The sequence below is a fragment of the Nonlabens dokdonensis DSW-6 genome (genome assembly GCF_000332115.1).
GTDB classification, from domain to species: Bacteria; Bacteroidota; Bacteroidia; order Flavobacteriales; family Flavobacteriaceae; genus Nonlabens; species Nonlabens dokdonensis.
Genome location: NC_020156.1, coordinates 2,168,130 through 2,185,899 on the forward strand (window position 1 = coordinate 2,168,130; position 17,770 = coordinate 2,185,899).

12 protein-coding genes and 1 tRNA gene are annotated in these 17,770 nt (G+C 34.2%); 7 read left to right on the forward strand and 6 right to left on the reverse strand.

Annotated elements, in window-relative coordinates; translation table 11 throughout:
- Nucleotides 1-101: 101 nt before the first annotated feature.
- Nucleotides 102-1,115: a hypothetical protein gene (locus DDD_RS09530; protein WP_015362629.1), complete on the reverse strand. Its 1,014-nt coding sequence runs from the start codon at nucleotides 1,113-1,115 to the stop codon at nucleotides 102-104.
- A 6-nt stretch (nucleotides 1,116-1,121) separates the two neighbouring features.
- Nucleotides 1,122-1,295: a hypothetical protein gene (locus DDD_RS17990; protein ID WP_015362630.1), complete on the reverse strand. Its 174-nt coding sequence runs from the start codon at nucleotides 1,293-1,295 to the stop codon at nucleotides 1,122-1,124.
- Between the two features lie 69 nt (nucleotides 1,296-1,364).
- Here DDD_RS17990 and DDD_RS09540 point away from each other — a divergent pair, with 69 nt between their 5' ends.
- Together DDD_RS09540 and DDD_RS17995 are read left to right on the forward strand one after the other, a co-directional pair.
- Nucleotides 1,365-1,628 (forward strand): helix-turn-helix transcriptional regulator, encoded by a 264-nt coding sequence (locus tag DDD_RS09540; RefSeq protein ID WP_015362631.1) that lies wholly within the window; start codon nucleotides 1,365-1,367, stop codon nucleotides 1,626-1,628.
- Between the two features lie 132 nt (nucleotides 1,629-1,760).
- Complete coding sequence (locus DDD_RS17995; RefSeq protein WP_015362632.1) at nucleotides 1,761-1,925, forward strand: hypothetical protein; 165 nt, start codon at nucleotides 1,761-1,763, stop codon at nucleotides 1,923-1,925.
- Nucleotides 1,926-1,941: 16 nt separating this feature from the next.
- Here the strand turns inward: DDD_RS17995 and DDD_RS09545 are convergent, their stop codons facing one another.
- From DDD_RS09545 to gldJ, 4 genes are all read right to left on the reverse strand, one after another.
- Nucleotides 1,942-5,697 carry a YobI family P-loop NTPase gene (locus DDD_RS09545; RefSeq protein ID WP_015362633.1) on the reverse strand — a complete coding sequence of 1,252 codons (3,756 nt, stop codon included), beginning with the start codon at nucleotides 5,695-5,697 and terminating at the stop codon, nucleotides 1,942-1,944.
- A gap of 304 nt (nucleotides 5,698-6,001) precedes the next feature.
- Nucleotides 6,002-6,074 (reverse strand) — tRNA-Phe (locus DDD_RS09550).
- Between the two features lie 90 nt (nucleotides 6,075-6,164).
- A complete protein-coding gene (locus DDD_RS09555) occupies nucleotides 6,165-7,418 on the reverse strand; it encodes a UDP-N-acetylmuramoyl-tripeptide--D-alanyl-D-alanine ligase (RefSeq protein ID WP_015362634.1) in 1,254 nt (417 codons plus the stop codon).
- 71 nt (nucleotides 7,419-7,489) lie between these two features.
- A complete protein-coding gene (gene gldJ / locus DDD_RS09560; protein WP_015362635.1) occupies nucleotides 7,490-9,175 on the reverse strand; it encodes a gliding motility lipoprotein GldJ in 1,686 nt (561 codons plus the stop codon).
- Nucleotides 9,176-9,371: 196 nt separating this feature from the next.
- Here gldJ and porU point away from each other — a divergent pair, with 196 nt between their 5' ends.
- The 5 genes from porU to DDD_RS09585 all read left to right on the forward strand — a co-directional run bounded on the left by porU (nucleotide 9,372) and on the right by DDD_RS09585 (nucleotide 17,751).
- The gene (gene porU / locus DDD_RS09565; RefSeq protein WP_041567070.1) at nucleotides 9,372-13,214 is read left to right on the forward strand and encodes a type IX secretion system sortase PorU; all 3,843 of its coding nucleotides are present in this window, start codon (nucleotides 9,372-9,374) and stop codon (nucleotides 13,212-13,214) included.
- Between the two features lie 43 nt (nucleotides 13,215-13,257).
- A complete protein-coding gene (gene porV, locus DDD_RS09570) occupies nucleotides 13,258-14,433 on the forward strand; it encodes a type IX secretion system outer membrane channel protein PorV (RefSeq protein WP_015362637.1) in 1,176 nt (391 codons plus the stop codon).
- 3 nt (nucleotides 14,434-14,436) lie between these two features.
- Entirely contained in the window at nucleotides 14,437-14,919 is a 483-nt protein-coding gene (locus DDD_RS09575; RefSeq protein WP_041567071.1) for a cytidine deaminase, read from the forward strand.
- 153 nt (nucleotides 14,920-15,072) lie between these two features.
- Nucleotides 15,073-16,071, forward strand: a complete 999-nt coding sequence (gene pdhA / locus DDD_RS09580) for a pyruvate dehydrogenase (acetyl-transferring) E1 component subunit alpha (RefSeq protein ID WP_041567072.1) — start codon at nucleotides 15,073-15,075, stop codon at nucleotides 16,069-16,071.
- A 3-nt stretch (nucleotides 16,072-16,074) separates the two neighbouring features.
- A complete protein-coding gene (locus DDD_RS09585) occupies nucleotides 16,075-17,751 on the forward strand; it encodes a pyruvate dehydrogenase complex dihydrolipoamide acetyltransferase (RefSeq protein ID WP_015362640.1) in 1,677 nt (558 codons plus the stop codon).
- The last annotated feature ends 19 nt before the right edge of the window (nucleotides 17,752-17,770 follow it).

Consider the following 17,770-nt stretch of genomic DNA (forward strand, 5'->3'; position numbering starts at 1 on the left):
AAGGTTCACAATGAGAATGCATCAAATTTGAAATTTAAAAAAAATCTAAGTTGATGAAATATTTAAGATAGGAGAGGATAGTCGAAAGAGTGTCCTCTTTTTTATTGCTCAATTTTTTGTAGATTTTTATAAATAGCCTTTTTCAAGTATTGAGTTGAATTAACTTCTCTACCATAGTAAATAAGTATTGTACTAAAATCTTTATTTAAAGCTAATGTGTTGTCCCACCCATCTGTGAATACATAAAGGTCATTCTTAATTCCTTCAAATCTTAAAAAGCCACCTATTGCAATTGCACTATCGTTTCTTTTGTATTTGATTAGGTTCTTTGAAAAAGATATGTATGATGTTCCGTTCAAAGTGTTTAATTGCTCAAAATCCCCTGTATTGCTGTTATATTGAAAGTCCTTAATTTGACCAACGGAATAGACACCATTAACAATTTCATTTGGGCTTGATAAGTACCATTTAGATATTTCCTCAACATTTAAGATAATCTCTTTTAATTTTCTTTCATTGTTTTGCAGTTTTTTTATTAGCTCCTCAACTTGTTTAAAAGGCACATTATCTGGGTATTGGTCAATTATTAATTGCGGATTTAAAATCTCGATTTGTTTTCTATGAAGTTTAGATTCTTTGTAGTAGCCTTGGAATTGTTTTATGTATTCTAAACAGTTATCATAATATTCAAAACTATGATTGCGAACCTCTATTATTTTTTTACTATAATAATCATAGAGTTTCTGTTGTTGATTTCTATACTGCTGTTGCTTTTGTTGCATACTCGCAGATAATAAATCAAAGTCGTAAACTTCAATAGGATCGCCATATTTTCTAGGTGTGTATTGAGTAAAGTTATCAGAGTTTGACTTTTGGGAGTTTTTACCATCAAGAAAGCCTCTTTGGTATCCATCCTCATAGCTGTTGCTAGATTCGTTAATAGTTGGTAACGGGGATATAGGTGGGATGGGTGCAATGCATCCATAAATCTGGTAACAATGACCTTTTTTGTATCCTGTTTGATAACCATTTGAGAATGATGATTGTGCGATACTTATAAAGCTAGTTAATAGAATAAGTGAAAAAACTAAATTGTATTTGATATTTAAACTCATAATCACTTATTTCTTTTTACCCATGAAACTTCCCCAAACAAATAGCGCAAAAACGAATAAAACCAAAAGGACTATAAATCTCAATATTCCATAACTACTGGAAGAATTAGTGCCTTCATCAAAAGCGTGTTGAGCGTCCCACTGAGTAGAAGAGCCACCTTGTATTATATTGTTTAACATTAAAAATTTCATTGTAGTTGACATGTATGCTTACCCTTTGTGCTAAGATAAGGAGTAAAATTGACTTGTATGTCAACTCAGGATCAAGAACCTATTGAAATAAGTCAAAGCCAAAGAATAGCTTTTCAAAAAGCCTTTGGAAAAAGGTTAGCAGAGCTGAGAAAAGCAAGTGGTTTATCTCAACTTGATCTCGCATCTCTTATTAATGTTGAAAAGACTTCTATATCAAGAATAGAAAATGGTAGAGTCAATTTTACATTTTATACAGCAACTAGGTTAGCTTTAGCTCTAAACGTTGAGTTGTCTTCTCTTTTTAGTTTTTCTTTAAAATAAGGAAAGAGAGGTGTCTCTCAAACATTGGGTTAAATCCCTTTCCCTAGCTTTTTAATTCAAATAGGTAAACAACTAGTCACAACCTATCACTAAAATGAAAATTTGTCTCCTAAAAAAATATATCTTTGATGAATGGAAAAAGATGACAAAAAACTATCACTTAGCTTAAAGCAAGTTCAATTGATAATGTCATATCCGATCTACTTTCAGCATACTATTACGCAAGCTGCTTTGTTAGGAGAGTCAATTGAAGAGGTTGCAGAAGAGCTAGAAAAGGATTGGGCGTGTTTTACATGAAACTAAAAATAAACCTTTAAGATGTAGGATAAAACCGAATTAATGTATCATCTTTTTGTAAATGATAGTTTTTGATAAGCTTGGCTTCTTTAAGTTTTTTTGCAAGTGAAAGAAGTGGGGCTGTATTAGTAAATTTTTGTCTTTTGGTAGGCTCAAAGATGTTATTATGTCTTAAAGAGATGGAACTCAACAAATGTTGAATTTCTGAATTGCTTAGTTTCTGAAAATGATTATTAAGAATATTAACTTTTTCACTAGGCTTAATTTGTGTTTTATAAAAAACACTACTTAGCTCATCGTAAGTTAAATCATCTCTGTTAAATTTATTTGTTATTTTTCCTAAGGCAATAGAAATGGTATCACTTTCGGTAACTCTTTCTCTATTATATTTTTTAATTAATTGCTCTTTCATTAAATCGTCTACACTTTCCGAAAGTATAAGTCTGTCAACTTGCGCATTGTCTAAAGTCAATTCTTCTTTTGATAAAGAAAGTAGGATTTCTGAATTATTGTGTTCTAAAAATAAATTATCAAGACCTTGAAAAGAATCCTCAATTGAAGTAAGATTTTCTTCTGTTAATGATAGATTGTTGTTAATTATTAAAAACTTTACTTTTTCCTCATCTAAGTCGCTTATGTCGATATTTTTCCATCTTCTATAGGCTAACGGCAACAGCTCCATATATATTGAATAGGGAATTTCATTCAATTTGTTACACTTGATAAGTGACATGCTGAACGATTTTAGTTTTTTGTCTTCAATACTAATTAAACCATCATCTATTTTTTTTCCTTTAAGGCTTGTAAACACGCTTTCTCGATTTAAATACTCAATCAGTTCCTCATCTATTTCTTCATTAAGTTTTAAGTAAATCTCAATTATATTCTGCCAAGAATCACTTACCTTTTCATTCTTCATTAATATTTTACTGATTGATAGGTCTTCAATGTCCTTAATGTTATTGATTTTCGCCTTTTGCTTTGAGATTATTTTTGCTTTATTATCAATTTTGATATTAGAGTTGTTCAGTAAACGTAGAATCGAAATTTCACTTTCTTCTTTATTTTCTGTAATTCGTAATAACACAGATTCAACATACATGTTGATGTTTTTTTCTACATATTCTTTTAAAAACTTACAGTCGCTTTTTAAGATTGTAGTGTAATTAGCTTTGTCAAGTAAATTAATATCATTAGGTTCTAGTTCGGAATTATAAGCGACAAGTATTTCTCTGATATTTGTAGCAGATATTACATAGTGACAATTCTCGTAGATGTAATCATATAATGAAACATTTCGCTCATTTTTCTCTATCAGTTTTGAAAACTTAATTCCTAGTAATTGAATTAAAACCGCAAGTTTTTGAGCTTGATCTTGTTTAGAAAAAAGGTTGATGACTTTACTGTTTTCTGCTAAATAACTTTTAAACCTTTTGTTTTCTTTATTATTGGAAAAATCAGTAGGTTCTGAATGTTGTACAACTAACTTTATGTACTCATCAATTTGTTGTTGAGCAGTTGTGTTATTAGAAAGTAATGGATTCCATAATACACCTGTAAAGGTTGAAAGGATTTGAACTAATTCTGGAATTGAACCTGACGTCCTAGCTTTAGATTCTTCATTTGGATTTGTGTAAAACTGTATGTATCCGTCAACAAATTTAAAAATGTCTCTCTCTTCCTTAGTTCCAGACTTAACTGAACATAACTGTTGAATCAATGTGTTTTTTTTATCTTCAAATTCATCGCTCCACATGAGACTATACCCTAAAATATGATAATTAAGTATTTCTTTCCTTGAAAAATATCTATGAGGTATTTCTTTGATTACTTCACTCGGATCAGATAAAAAGTAATCGTAATTGCTCATTTGACCACTTTTAATTTTCTTAATGTAATTCTTATCAGTAAGAGTTAGTTTTGCTTCATGAAATAACGTTATGTATTCATTATAATTTTCGTCGATATATCCATTAGTAATTAAATTACCCATCAATTCTTCATATTTGAATTTTGATAGATAATTACCTATATCTAACTTTTTGAATATTTCAGTCAAAGTCCAAGATTGGATTTCTATTTTGAATTGTTTTTTAGACAAAAGTTGAGATTTAAGTTCTTCTATCGAGTCGTTATCTTTATTTTCTATATGCTCCTTTCGCTCTAGAAAGCTAAAATCCTTGTTGACTATATTTTGTAATGAACTAAAATCTGAATTACCATTTATTTTAGCGTATTCATACAATCCATCGTAAGAATTTCTTCTAAGTTTTCGATAAGTAAAGCTATCTTGTTCTATTAGAACTAATAGATTGTCATCCTGATATAAATGATTAAACCTAAACCATTCATTGTTTATTTGAATTTCTATCGCTTCTGTTTGTTCATATATGTTACTTATGTAAATATTTTTTAATTCTTCATATTCATTCACTCTTTCAGATTCTATACTTTGAATTTGAAATTCTAATTCTTTGATTTCCTTGTTTACTTCTTCGATTAGTTGCTTGACATAGCTTTTTTTACTATTCAGAAAATGGTATAAATTTCCTTTTCTTCTTGGTAACAATGTGAAATCGTTAGGATGTAAATTTTTATATAAAATAAGGGCAAATAAATTCTCGAAGTGTATTCCTGATCCCATTTGAATTTGGTAGATGCTGAATTCTTGAAAAACATTTGTGAGTAACCTCATGTCAATGTCATCGATATAGGTAACTACATCGTCAATAAATTCTTTTTTTAATTCACTTTCGAGTTTTTCGGCTTTGAGTAGATTATAAAATTGATCTTTTGCGTTAGAAGGATTAATAAAGGGAATTACAGGTACAATGTAATCAAAGAACTTTACTCGTTCGCTAGTCTCAAACATTTCATCTCTGATAGCATATATAAAAACAATCTTTCTATTTTGATTTCTTATTGATGAGGATTTATTTATTAGGAGATTGATTTCTCGCAACTTTGTAAAAATCTGTGTTGTCTTAAATCTGTCCACATCTTGAATAATTACAATATCGTATTTCGTTTGCTCAAAAAAGTATAATATTTCATCTAGGTGTTTGTTTAAAATTGATTTAGATAAATCTTTACCAAGCTCTACTTCTCCTTTAATATTAACCTTACTTATTTTGGAATTACTGAGAACTCTCCCAAGCCTAAACATAAAAAAACCTATTCCTAGTAAAAATATAGGAAGAGCTAAAAAGGACGGAAGGTCGAAATCATTTAGTTTAAACGTCCAATTATCTGGATTTACTTTATCAATACCATCAAATTTTAATAGTATAGCAGTTGAGATTAACCATAATACGCTTCCTATCGCAAACCATACTAAATCCGTATTGGAAAGTCCAACGATCCTTTGAAATCTAGAATCAGGTATTTCACTAGGTGGAGCTTGATATATTATTTGCTGTAGAATGCTCAGTTCTATTAATCTATCCGTATTATCAAAATCATGAGTTTCAGGATAATCGTCATGTACTATTTCTCTTTCGTCATCTTTAAAAGATGCAAGAGAAATATTTAAATAATTGAATTGAGGGTTTTGTTCTTCAAAAGTTAATAGAATAGTACTCTTTCCAGAGCCATAGTCGCCTGTTAAGGCAATATTTTTTACATCTGGTTCATCTATACCTTTTTTAAGAGAAACTAAGTAAGGTGTTATCTTTTTAAGCTTCTTACTTTCTTTTAAAACTTTAGGAGTTAAAGACCATATTGGTTTATCTAAAACATTTTTCTGTTTTGAGCTATCAGATTTATTACTCATTTAGTTTTTTTTAAAAATAGTCAAATAAATAGATAGAGTAACCACCCTCTTGAAACATGCCCAGTAGTAAAAAGTTTTTACCGTGTTACCCCTATCATTTGTTTAGCACAAAAAAAGTTACGATCGTGATTTTAGGTTCTTTTGTAATGATAAAAGTTTTTTAGACCAATAAGAAATTCCTTGATAAAGCTTTTTGAAAAGCATGTAAGTAAGTAAATAAGAAGTATTTGTCCCTTATGTTGTCCCTATTAAAAACAAGAAACCCACAATGTCTTGATAATAAGACGAATGTGGGATTTCATTGTGGTACCTCCAGGAATCGAACCAGGGACACAAGGATTTTCAGTCCTTTGCTCTACCAACTGAGCTAAGGTACCTTTTTGCTCGTAAGCGGTGGCAAATTTACATAATAATTGATTTGCTGAAAGCTTTTTTGTGTTTTTTTTGAAAAAACTTTAAAATACTTTCTAGTTTGTTTTTAAAATTTCTTCTAGTCCCATTCCTCTTGAACCTTTTATCAATATAACTTGTTCTTTATCAGTGTTCATGGAATAAGCATTATTGAATTCTTTTCTGGTTTTATATTTTACAGCTCTAGTGTTTAAGGTATTTTGAAAATTCTCACCAATTAAAAAGATGTCCTTTATTTTTAATTTTTCGGCTAAATCACAAATATTTTGATGTTCTTGTACGGCATATTCTCCCAACTCAAACATATCTCCTAAAATCGCCACTTTGTGCTTTTCTTTCTGACTAGCTAAGTTTTCCAAAGCTACTTTCATGCTGCTAGGATTTGCATTGTAAGCATCAAGAATAATTCTGGTGTTTTCTCTTTGAAGTATCTGAGAGCGATTGTTTTTAGGAATGTAGTTTTCTATACCTGATACAATATTATTAGGTTGTACATTCAGCAATTCTCCAACCGTATAAGCAAATAGCGCATTATGGTAGTTGTAAACTCCAGTTAGGTTAGATTTTATCAGTTGATTATTTACAATAAATGTGAGGTAAGGCGTTTCAGAGAAAATGAAGGTGTTTTCTGGTGTGAAGACTTGTTTTATTTTTGACGATCGTACAATTTGTTCTGGATCCCACCTTCCAACTATTACCGTTCCATCAGAGCTTTTTAAATAGTCGTACAGCTCGCTTTTGCTAGTTTTTACTCCTTCAATGCTTCCAAAGCCTTCAAGATGCGCTTTGCCGTAGTTTGTAATGAGTCCAAAATTAGGTCGTGCAATACTGCTTAACGTTTTAATTTCATTGGGATGGTTAGCGCCCATCTCAACAACACCTATTTCTATAGTGTCATCAAAAGATAATAAGGTAAGAGGAACGCCTATATGGTTGTTTAAGTTACCTTTTGTACCGCTAACTTTAAACTGAGTTGATAAAACCGAGAGAATAAGTTCTTTTGTAGTGGTTTTACCATTGCTACCTGTCAGTCCTATAATAGGAATATTTAACTCTAGTCGATGGTAAGTTGCGAGCTTTTGTAGACATTCTAATACATCAGTAACAACACTCACTCTTTTGTCGTCTTTCCATCGAGGATCGCTGGAAACGGCATGTAAGGCTCCTTTTTCTAGGGCTTTTTGAATATATTCATTACCATCAAAATTTTTTCCTGACAAGGCAAAAAATAAGTTTCCTTCTTTTAAAGACCTAGTGTCTGTGTTTACACCTGTGGAGCTTTTAAAAATATGATACAGCTTTTCAATCATATTAAATTTTAATTTTTAGTACCAAAAAAGCCCTTATAATAAGGGCTTTTTGTAATTGTGAAGAATACGTTTTAGTTACGTGGTCTTTTTGTTTTTTTAGCTTTAGAACCTACTCTAGACATTGCACAACGGAATCCTAAATCATCCTTAGCCATATCTTGTGGATAAGATCTTCTAGCGGCTGGATCTAACCAGTACGCTCTATCTCTCCATGAGCCACCTTTGATTACTCTCACTTCATTGTTGATAAGTGAAGTTCTATTAGAATCTTTATCGTATTGTCTGTCTAGATTTCCTATAGAATCAAAATCTACACTATGTCTAGGAGAGTTATACATTCTATTGTTCTCATCGTTAAGACGATCTCTTTTATCAAAGTACTTAGTTGATTGTGCATCTCCATCTCTGAAGTCTCTGTTATCACTTCTATCAAAGTTTGTTCTCAAATAAGTTTCATTATCATCCACAGATTCTCTTTGGATTTCACCTGGTAGAGCACGAGCAATTAATTTACCATTGCTCAATGTGTCGTAAGGAATAGAGTCAGCACTTACTACAGCGATCATTCCATCAGGACCTATTTTGTTTCTTGTATAAACATTACCACGGTAGTAGTTAAAGTCGTTGAATTCATCATCTACCATTGGACGGTATACATCTGCAACCCATTCTGACACGTTACCAGCCATTTCATAAACTCCAAAATCATTAGGCTCGTAGAATTTTACTGGAGCTGTAATATCTGCTCCATCATCACTCCATCCAGCGATACCACCGTAATCTCCATCACCTTGCTTAAAGTTTGCCATATGATCACCACGAGTCTTACGTTTTCCACTTCTTGTGTATTGACCATCCCAAGGGTACTTCTTTCTACCACGGTATGCGTTATATTCACGTACACTTCCTAATCCTAAAGCTGCATATTCCCATTCTGCCTCAGTAGGTAGTCTATAAGCTGGTAAAAGAATACCGTCTTTTCTTGTTACATAAAGTCCAGATACTTCACCATCGCCGCCTTGTTTTGCAGCTTTAGCAGTTTTCTTTTTTTCTAATGAAGCTGATCGTTTTCCACCTTTTGTTTTCTCTTCATCACCACCATAAGTTAATGTAGGTGCGTTTAAATACGTTTCTGTATTAAAAGTTGCGCCAGCTTCTTGGTTAGCTAGTGCTTCTTTTGAAGTATAACCTTGCTTGTTAAGAATAAGCTCATTAACACGCTCTGTTCTCCAGTTTGCATATTCTACTGACTGAATCCATGTTACACCTACTACAGGGTAGTTTTGATATGCAGGGTGACGTAAATAATTATTAGTCATCTCTTCATTATAACCTAAACGGTTTCTCCAAACTAACGTATCTGGAACTGCACCATTGTAGATGTTACGATATTCTTCATCTTCTGGTGGGAATACCGCTTTTATGAATTCTAGCATTTCAAGGTACATTCCATTAGTTACCTCAGTTTCATCTATATAAAAAGACTGAACGTGCTGTTGGTTTGGTGTGTTGTTCCAATCATGCATAGGGTCGTCTTTAACGCGTCCCATGGTAAAAGTTCCACCTTCAACAAATACAAGTCCAGGACCAGTTTCCTGTTCTTTATACTTAGTATTTAATTCAAATCCGTTTTTACCAGTTACGTCCCAACCGGTACCGCGAGATGTTGAGGTGTAATCGTTTCCACCACCACAACTCACTATCGCCATGCCGGCAAATAGTGCAAATACTGCTTTTACTACAAAGTACTTCTTCATTTTAAGAATTTATTTTGAAAAACGAGTCGCAATATAATTATTTCAATTAAATACGAAAGCATTAATTAACATTATTCGCACTACATTTGACAATCCATCATAATTAACGTCGACGAATAGTCTTTATTATACGTTTTTATGATTTTTTAAAAATTCATTCACATACTATTTAAAGTTAAGTGCCGTTAAATTATCGATGAAACATTTTTTAATCCTTACTCTTCTTCTCTCCAGTCTTTACATGAATGCTCAAAGAGGAAGCGAGTCCATTGAATGGAATGGATTCAAGTCTTTTGATATAGGAAGTCAACAGTTCAAGATTCCTTTTTTCAAACAGAACCATATTTATAATGGTGAAAAATTACTTTGGTCTAAAAGTTTTGAAACTGATCAAAGAGTTAGTGAGTTTTCCATACGTGTTACTAATGTGAAAACTCAGACTATTAATGAACGTGACTTGGGACAATTAGATACTTCTAGTATTCCTAATGAGTTTCAATATAGTTTGAGAAATGCGCTTTCGCGAAAGCGGAATTATGCAAAATTAAAAATATCTCCTATATATAAACAAGGTAATCAGTATAAAAAGGTGCTGTCATTTAGTTATTCATACGAGCAAGCGCAATTGCAAGCACAACAAAAGACGGCAAGTTTTGGAAATTCAATTTTAGCATCTGGAAATTGGTACCGTTTTAAAGTAGATAAAACAGGTGTGCATCGCATTAATCGTTCATTTCTTTCCAATTTAGGAATTGATGTCAATGCTATAGATCCTGCCCGAATAAAAATTTACGGTCATGGTGGTAAATCTTTACCTCTTGTAAGTAGTGAGGAGCAATTTTATGACGCGCCAGAACTTGCGATTACTGTAACTGGAGATGGTGACGGCTCCTTTGATAATGATGACCAGATCTTATTTTATGGAATTGCGACCGATACTGATTTTGTGTTAGAGAATGATAGTTTTATTAATCCTTATACAGATGATTCTTATTATTACATCACAGTTGATGGTGCAATAGGTAAAAGAATTCTCCCATTCATCCAGCCATCTGGAGTTCCAGCCGCTACCTACGATTATTATTATGGAAAACAACATCATGAAGTAGATGAGCGTAATATAGGATCAATAGGTCGTATATGGTATGGTGAGCGATTTGATTTTGAACCAGAACAAGTATTTGAGTTTGAATTTGAAAATGTTTTAAGCACTTTGCCTGCTCGAATAAGGATTACCGCTGGAGCTGTTGCTGATGACGTCACTAATATGTCTTTTTCCTTGAACGGACAGTCTTTAGGAGGATTAAGTTTATCTGGTATTTCGGGAACAAATATTTTCGCAGCCAGTAGGAGTGCTTTTTTAAGTACAAATACGAATATTTCTGACTCAAGCGTAAGTATTACTGTTACATATGACAACAACGGTAATCCTGGAGCGCGAGGTTTTTTAGATTATATAGATCTTCAAGTACCTCAAAGCTTGACAGGTACTGGTGACCAATTCAGGTTTAGTGTTCCTGATGCTTCTTCTCAAGCAGGTGTTGTTGCTTACCAATTTGCTAATTCTAGCGATATCGGAGAAATTTGGGATGTGACTGATCCTTATAATGTGCGTAAAGTTACCAATTCAAGTGCAGATGCTGCTTTTTCATTCACTGATGTAGGCGGAATGGTAAAAGAATATATTGCAGTAGATGATTCTGATTATTATAACGTCATTAGTATAAGCAATAGTAGAGTAGCAAATCAAAACTTAAAGGGTACCATATTTAATGATAGTTCTGGGAATTTTAGAGATATAGACTATTTAATTGTCACACCAGAATTTTTGGAAAGTGAAGCGCAGCGACTTGCTAATTATCATATTGTAGAAAGTAATCTCAACACCAAAGTTGTTACGTTACAGGAAATTTATAACGAGTTTTCTGAAGGACGTCAGGAAATAAGTGCGATAAGAAACTTTGTAAGATATATCTATGACAATGCTTCTTCTCCAGCAAATCGCATTCAATATTTGAATATGTTTGGTGATGCGAGTTATGATTATAAAGAAAGAATAAGAATACGAGATAATATTGTTCCTACATTTTTAAGTGCACAAAGTACTTCACTAATTACTTCTTTTTGTACAGACGATTTCTTTACTTTCATGGATAACGGAGAAGGAAATGTGGTTGCAAACGACTTGATGGATCTAGCGGTAGGACGTATGATAGTTAGTGATATACAGGAAGCTAGAGAAATGGTGGATAAAGTAATAAGTTATACTGCAGAGCCAGCATTTGATAAATGGAGAAATAATATTACCCTTATTGGAGATGATGTTGATGAGTTAGGTGATGCAATTTTGCAAGACAATGTAAATGCTCTAGGAGATGAGATTTTTACTAATAGACCAGACTACAATGTCAATAAAATACTATTAGATAGTTATCAGCAATTTAGTACGGCAGGTGGGCCTAAATATCCAGATGCGGTAGACGATATTCGTGATGCATTTGAGCAAGGCTCGCTGGTTATCAATTATTTTGGACATGGTAATGAAGATGGTTTAGCTAGAGAGTTTGTAATCACACAGTCTTTAGTTCAAAACTTAAGAAACCCTAATACATTACCTTTATTTATAACGGTAACTTGTGAATTTACTCGATACGATAATCCGTTGAGAGTAAGCGGCGGCGAGTTGACTTATTTGAATCCGCAAGGTGGTGCAATCGCTTCTGTTGCGACCAACAGATTAATTTTTGTGAGTGTAGGGGCTGGATTTAATAATATTCTGGATCAATATTTATTCGGTTATGATAATGTAGAGCCTATTTCTATGGCTGAGGCATTGAGGTTATCAAAAACAGATCCTAGTTTTCAAGGAGCTGGCACTCGTCGAGTTATCGCATTTATAGGCGATCCAGCTTTGAAACTAGCGTTTCCATTACCTAAGGTAGTGCTTACTTCGGTGAACGGTAATCCAGTTGCTACTAATACTGATGTATTACGAGCTCTTGACAGAGTGACTTTAGGTGGAGAAGTTCAAACCATTTCTGGAAGCCGTATTACTGATTACAATGGTACACTTGCGGTAACTGTGTTTGATAAAGAAATAAATCGAGAAACCCTGGGGAATGATAATACTGCTCCTACCAATCCACCAGGTCCAGTAATAATATTGCCATTTACCCAACTAGGTGAAGCGCTATTTAGAGGTCAAGCAACTATTACTGACGGCGAGTTTGAATTTGATTTTATCATGCCTCGAGATACTCAAATTCCCATAGGAGAAGGAAGAGTTTCCTTTTATGCAAAAAGAGATAATGTTCCTGAGGATCAAAACGGATTTTCCCAAGATCTTCAAATAGGTGGAATTAATCGCAATGCACCTGCTGATGATATCGGTCCAGAAGTAGAGCTGTTTATGAATGATACTAATTTCGTTTCTGGTGGGATAACTGATAGTGATCCATTTCTCCTTGCTTTTTTAAATGATGACAATGGAATTAATACTTCAAGTGGTATCGGTCATGACATTACAGGTATTCTAGATGGAGATGAGACAAACCCATATATTCTCAATGATTATTATGAAGCAAATGAAGATGATTTTACTCGCGGTAAAGTGTTTTTTCCGCTAAGAGATATTGAACCTGGTTTGCATACTTTAAAAGTAACTGCTTGGGATACCTATAACAATAGTGCGATGAATGAGATTCAATTTGTAGTTTCTGAATCTGATGGTATTGAGCTCACTAGAGTATTGAATTATCCTAATCCTTTTACTTCTTACACAGAGTTTTGGTTCAACCACAATAGGCCTTTTGAACCTTTAGATGTGCAAGTTCAAGTTATGACCATAAGCGGTAAACTAGTTTGGTCACAAAATAGAAATCTTACTACAACAGGTTTTACTTCTAGAGAAATAACTTGGGATGGAAGAGATGATTTTGGCCAGCGATTAGGAAAAGGTGTTTACGTTTATAAGATAACCGTAAAATCTACGTTAACTAACAAGTCTGCGAGCAAGATAGAAAAGCTCGTTATTTTATAATCATGCGGATTAACATATATTTGCGATCCGATAAAACTTATTGATGAAGAAGATATTATTACTTTTCATAGCAGCCACATTTGCAATTCCTAGTGTGAGCAAGGCTCAAGAGAACGATACAAGAGTTATAACAACAGCACTACCTTTTCTTAGAATAGCAGGAGACGCTCGTGCTGCTGGTATGGGAGATATGGGTGTAGCAACTAGTTCTGATGCTTGGTCTCAACAATGGAACCCTGCTAAATATGCTTTTAGTACTAGAGCACAAAAGTTTGGTATTGCCTACACGCCGTATTTAGGTAATCTAGTAGATGATATAGCAATCGCTCAGTTGGTTTATTCTAACAGAATTAATGAGCAAAGTGCATTTGCAGGAAGTTTAAGGTATTTCTCTTTAGGTTCTATCACATTAAGGCAAGATGCAGCAGATCCTGGTAGAGAAGAAAATCCTAATGAATTTGTATTAGATGGAACGTACTCTTTGAAGCTAAGTGAACAATTTGCAATGGCAGTAACAGGTCGTTTTCTTAGATCTGATTTGCGTATTCAAGGTGTAGATAATGATGCTAGCGCAGCAAATAGTTTTGCGGTAGATGTTTCTGGTTATTATCAATCTGAAGAAAATGCCTATGATAATTTTAATGGTCGCTGGAGAGCAGGATTCAATATAAGTAACATTGGTCCTAAAATCACTTATGATGCTGGTGGGCAAGAGAATTTTATTCCTACCAACCTTGCTTTAGGTGGTGGTTTTGACTTTATACTAAATGATGGTTTCAGTAAAATAGCAGTTACTGCTGAGGTGAATAAACTATTAGTTCCTACGCCTCCTATTAGAGAAGATGGTGATGCAAATGGAAATGGTGTTCCTAGAGAAATATTAGAAGGTGAAGATGATGATGTGACTTTTATTTCAGGAATTTTTCAATCTTTTGGTGATGCGCCAGGTGGTTTTAGTGAAGAGTTAAGAGAGTTTACATGGGCGTTAGGTGCAGAATATACTTATAACGAGGCATTTGCTTTACGTGCAGGTTATTTCAATGAGGCAGACGATAAAGGAGCTAGAAAGTTTCTATCGTTAGGTGCAGGATTTGAATTTTCACAGATCAATGTCGATTTATCATATCTATTCTCTACTAGTAGAATCAACAGTCCTTTAGAAGGTACACTTAGATTTGGTCTCACATTCAATTTTGGTGATGAATACACAGAATACTAGGTCATAAAAAAGCTAGAACTACATACTACATTAGCCGTCTATGATAATGCAGACGAGCTTAGCATACAAGATCGATCTTTAATGGACCAGGCGATAGAGGCAAGGCATAGAGCTTATGCTCCGTACTCTAATTTTACCGTTGGTTGTGCATTATTACTGGATAATGGCATTGTTGTAACTGGTAACAATCAAGAAAACGCTGCATACCCTTCTGGATTATGCGCAGAGCGTGTTGCGATATTTGCAGCTGGAGCTCAATATCCAGGTGTGGCAGTTTTAAAAATGGCAATAACCGCTAGTCCTAAAGATGATTCTTTTCATAAGCCGGTTCCGCCATGTGGAGCGTGTAGACAATCCATTGCTGAATATGAAAATAATCAGAAAGAGCCCATAGAACTCTACTTTATGGGTGCTGCTGGCAAGGTCATGAAATCAGACTCGATTAGTGATTTGTTGCCACTTATTTTTGATAAAAACTATTTATAACGTTTGCGTACATTTTTAACCCTTCAATAGGTTTTTCTTTCCCCTTTTTTCATCTATTTTTGTTATTCGCTTTGTCTTAGAGTTGGAATATGATCTTTATATTTGATCTTTAGTTCCGCTTTCGCGAAAGCGATATACCTAACAAATAATTACATGAAAAAAGTCACTAAAGAGGTATTACTCAATTGGTACGAGGAAATGCTATTCTGGAGAAAGTTTGAAGATAAACTTGCTCAAGTATATATTCAGCAAAAAGTTCGTGGATTTTTACACCTATACAACGGTCAAGAAGCAATTTTGGCAGGATCTTTACATGCAATGGATCTTACCAAAGATAAAATGATTACAGCTTATCGTAATCACGTTCAACCTATAGGAATGGGCGTTGATCCTAAAAGAGTTATGGCAGAGCTTTATGGAAAAGCAACAGGAACTTCACAAGGTTTAGGAGGTTCTATGCATATTTTCTCAAAAGAACATCGTTTTTACGGCGGTCATGGAATTGTAGGAGGACAAATACCTCTAGGAGCTGGAATCGCATTTGGAGATAAGTACCATAATGTAGATGCGGTTACACTTACGTTTTTTGGAGATGGTGCTGCTCGTCAAGGTTCTTTGCATGAAGCATTTAACCTTGCTATGTTATGGAACTTACCAGTAGTTTTCTGTGTAGAGAATAATGGATATGCCATGGGAACTAGTGTTGCAAGAACAGCAAACCATACTGATATCTGGAAACTAGGTTTAGGATATGAAATGCCTTGTGGACCTGTAGATGCAATGGATCCTGAAAAGGTAGCTGAAGCAATGCATGAAGCTATAGAAAGAGCACGTTCTGGTGGTGGACCAACTTTCCTAGAATTAAAAACCTATCGATACAGAGGTCATTCTATGAGTGATGCTCAAAAGTATAGAACTAAAGATGAGGTAGCAGAGTATCAAAAAATCGATCCTATTACTCAAATTAAGGATCGATTAATGAAAGAGTACGACGTAAAAGAAGACGAAATTAAAGTAATGGATAAGCGAGTAAAGTCTCGTGTTGCTGAGTGTGAGAAATTTGCAGAAGAATCTCCATTCCCAGAAAAGAATGTGATGTACGACGCCGTATATGAACAAGAAGATTATCCATTTTTACCAGCAAAATCATAACTCATGGCAGAGGTAGTAAATATGCCGCGATTGAGCGACACCATGGAAGAAGGTGTTGTGGCAGCGTGGCTCAAACAAGTAGGAGATAAAGTTGAAGAAGGTGATATTCTAGCTGAAATCGAAACCGATAAAGCGACAATGGAATTTGAATCTTTTCAAGAAGGAACTTTGTTACACATAGGTGTTCAGGAAGGAGAAACAGCTCCTGTTGATCAATTATTATGTATCATAGGTGAAGAAGGAGAAGATATTTCGGTTTTGTTAGAAGGAGACGCATCTTCAGATAAAAAAGAAGAAAAAGCTTCAAAAGAAGAGTCTTCTTCAAATGATGATAAAGATTCTTCAAATGATTCTGATGATAATTCTGACAGTGGTTCTAATTCTAGCTCATCTGATTTACCAGAAGGAGTTGTGATTGTAAATATGCCTCGCCTTAGTGATACTATGGAAGAAGGAACGGTTGCTTCATGGTTGAAAAAAGAAGGTGATGAGGTTGAAGAAGGAGATATTCTAGCAGAAATTGAAACAGACAAGGCAACTATGGAGTTTGAGTCTTTCAATGCTGGTACCTTGCTTAAAATAGGAATCCAGGAAGGAGAAACAGCAAAAGTAGACTCCTTACTAGCCATTATAGGTCCTGCAGGAACTGATGTTTCTGGAATATCAATGGATGCCGACACTACTCCAAAAAAAGAACCTAAGAAAGTAGAAAAGAAAGAAGAGCCTAAGAAAGAGGCTCCAAAAGCTGAAACTAAAAGCGAGCCTAAGGCAAGCACTTCAAGTACAAGCTCGAGTTCTGCTTCAAGTTCAAATTCTAATGGAGGAAGAATTTTTGCTTCTCCATTAGCAAAGAAAATGGCCGAAGAAAAGGGAATTAACTTAAGTCAGATTTCTGGATCTGGTGAGAATGGTCGTATCGTAAAAAGTGATATAGAAAACTTTACGCCTAGTGCTGCTGGAGCTTCAGCGGCTCCAAGCTCATTTGTAGCAGTTGGGACAGAAACTTTTGAAGAAGTACCTAACTCGCAAATGCGTAAAACAATTGCAAAACGTCTTGGCGAGTCTAAGTTTACGGCACCGCATTATTATCTAGGACTTGATTTAGATATGGATAATGCGATTGCTAGTAGAAAAGCAATTAACGAGTTACCAGACACAAAGATCAGTTTTAATGATATGGTGATCAAAGCGGCAGCTATGGCGCTTAGAAAACACCCTAAAGTAAATACGCAGTGGACTGATAAAAATACTATTATAGCTAAGCATATCCATGTAGGAGTTGCCGTTGCAGTAGATGATGGTCTTTTAGTACCAGTATTACCATTTGCAGACCAAATGAGTATGCAGCAAATAGGAGCTAAGGTTAAAGAACTTGCTAGTAAAGCTCGTAATAAGAAGTTGCAGCCTGACGAGATGCAAGGAAGTACTTTTACTATTTCTAACTTGGGTATGTTTGGTATCACAGAGTTTACCTCTATTATCAATCAGCCTAACAGTGCGATTATGTCTGTAGGAGCTATTGTTCAAAAACCAGTAGTTAAAGATGGTCAGATTGTAGTAGGCAACGTTATGAAAATAACGCTTGCGTGCGATCATAGAACAGTAGATGGAGCAACTGGAGCTGCATTTTTACAAACGTTTAAATCTTATATTGAAAATCCTATCGTGATGTACGTTTAGGAAATTTGAATAAAAATAG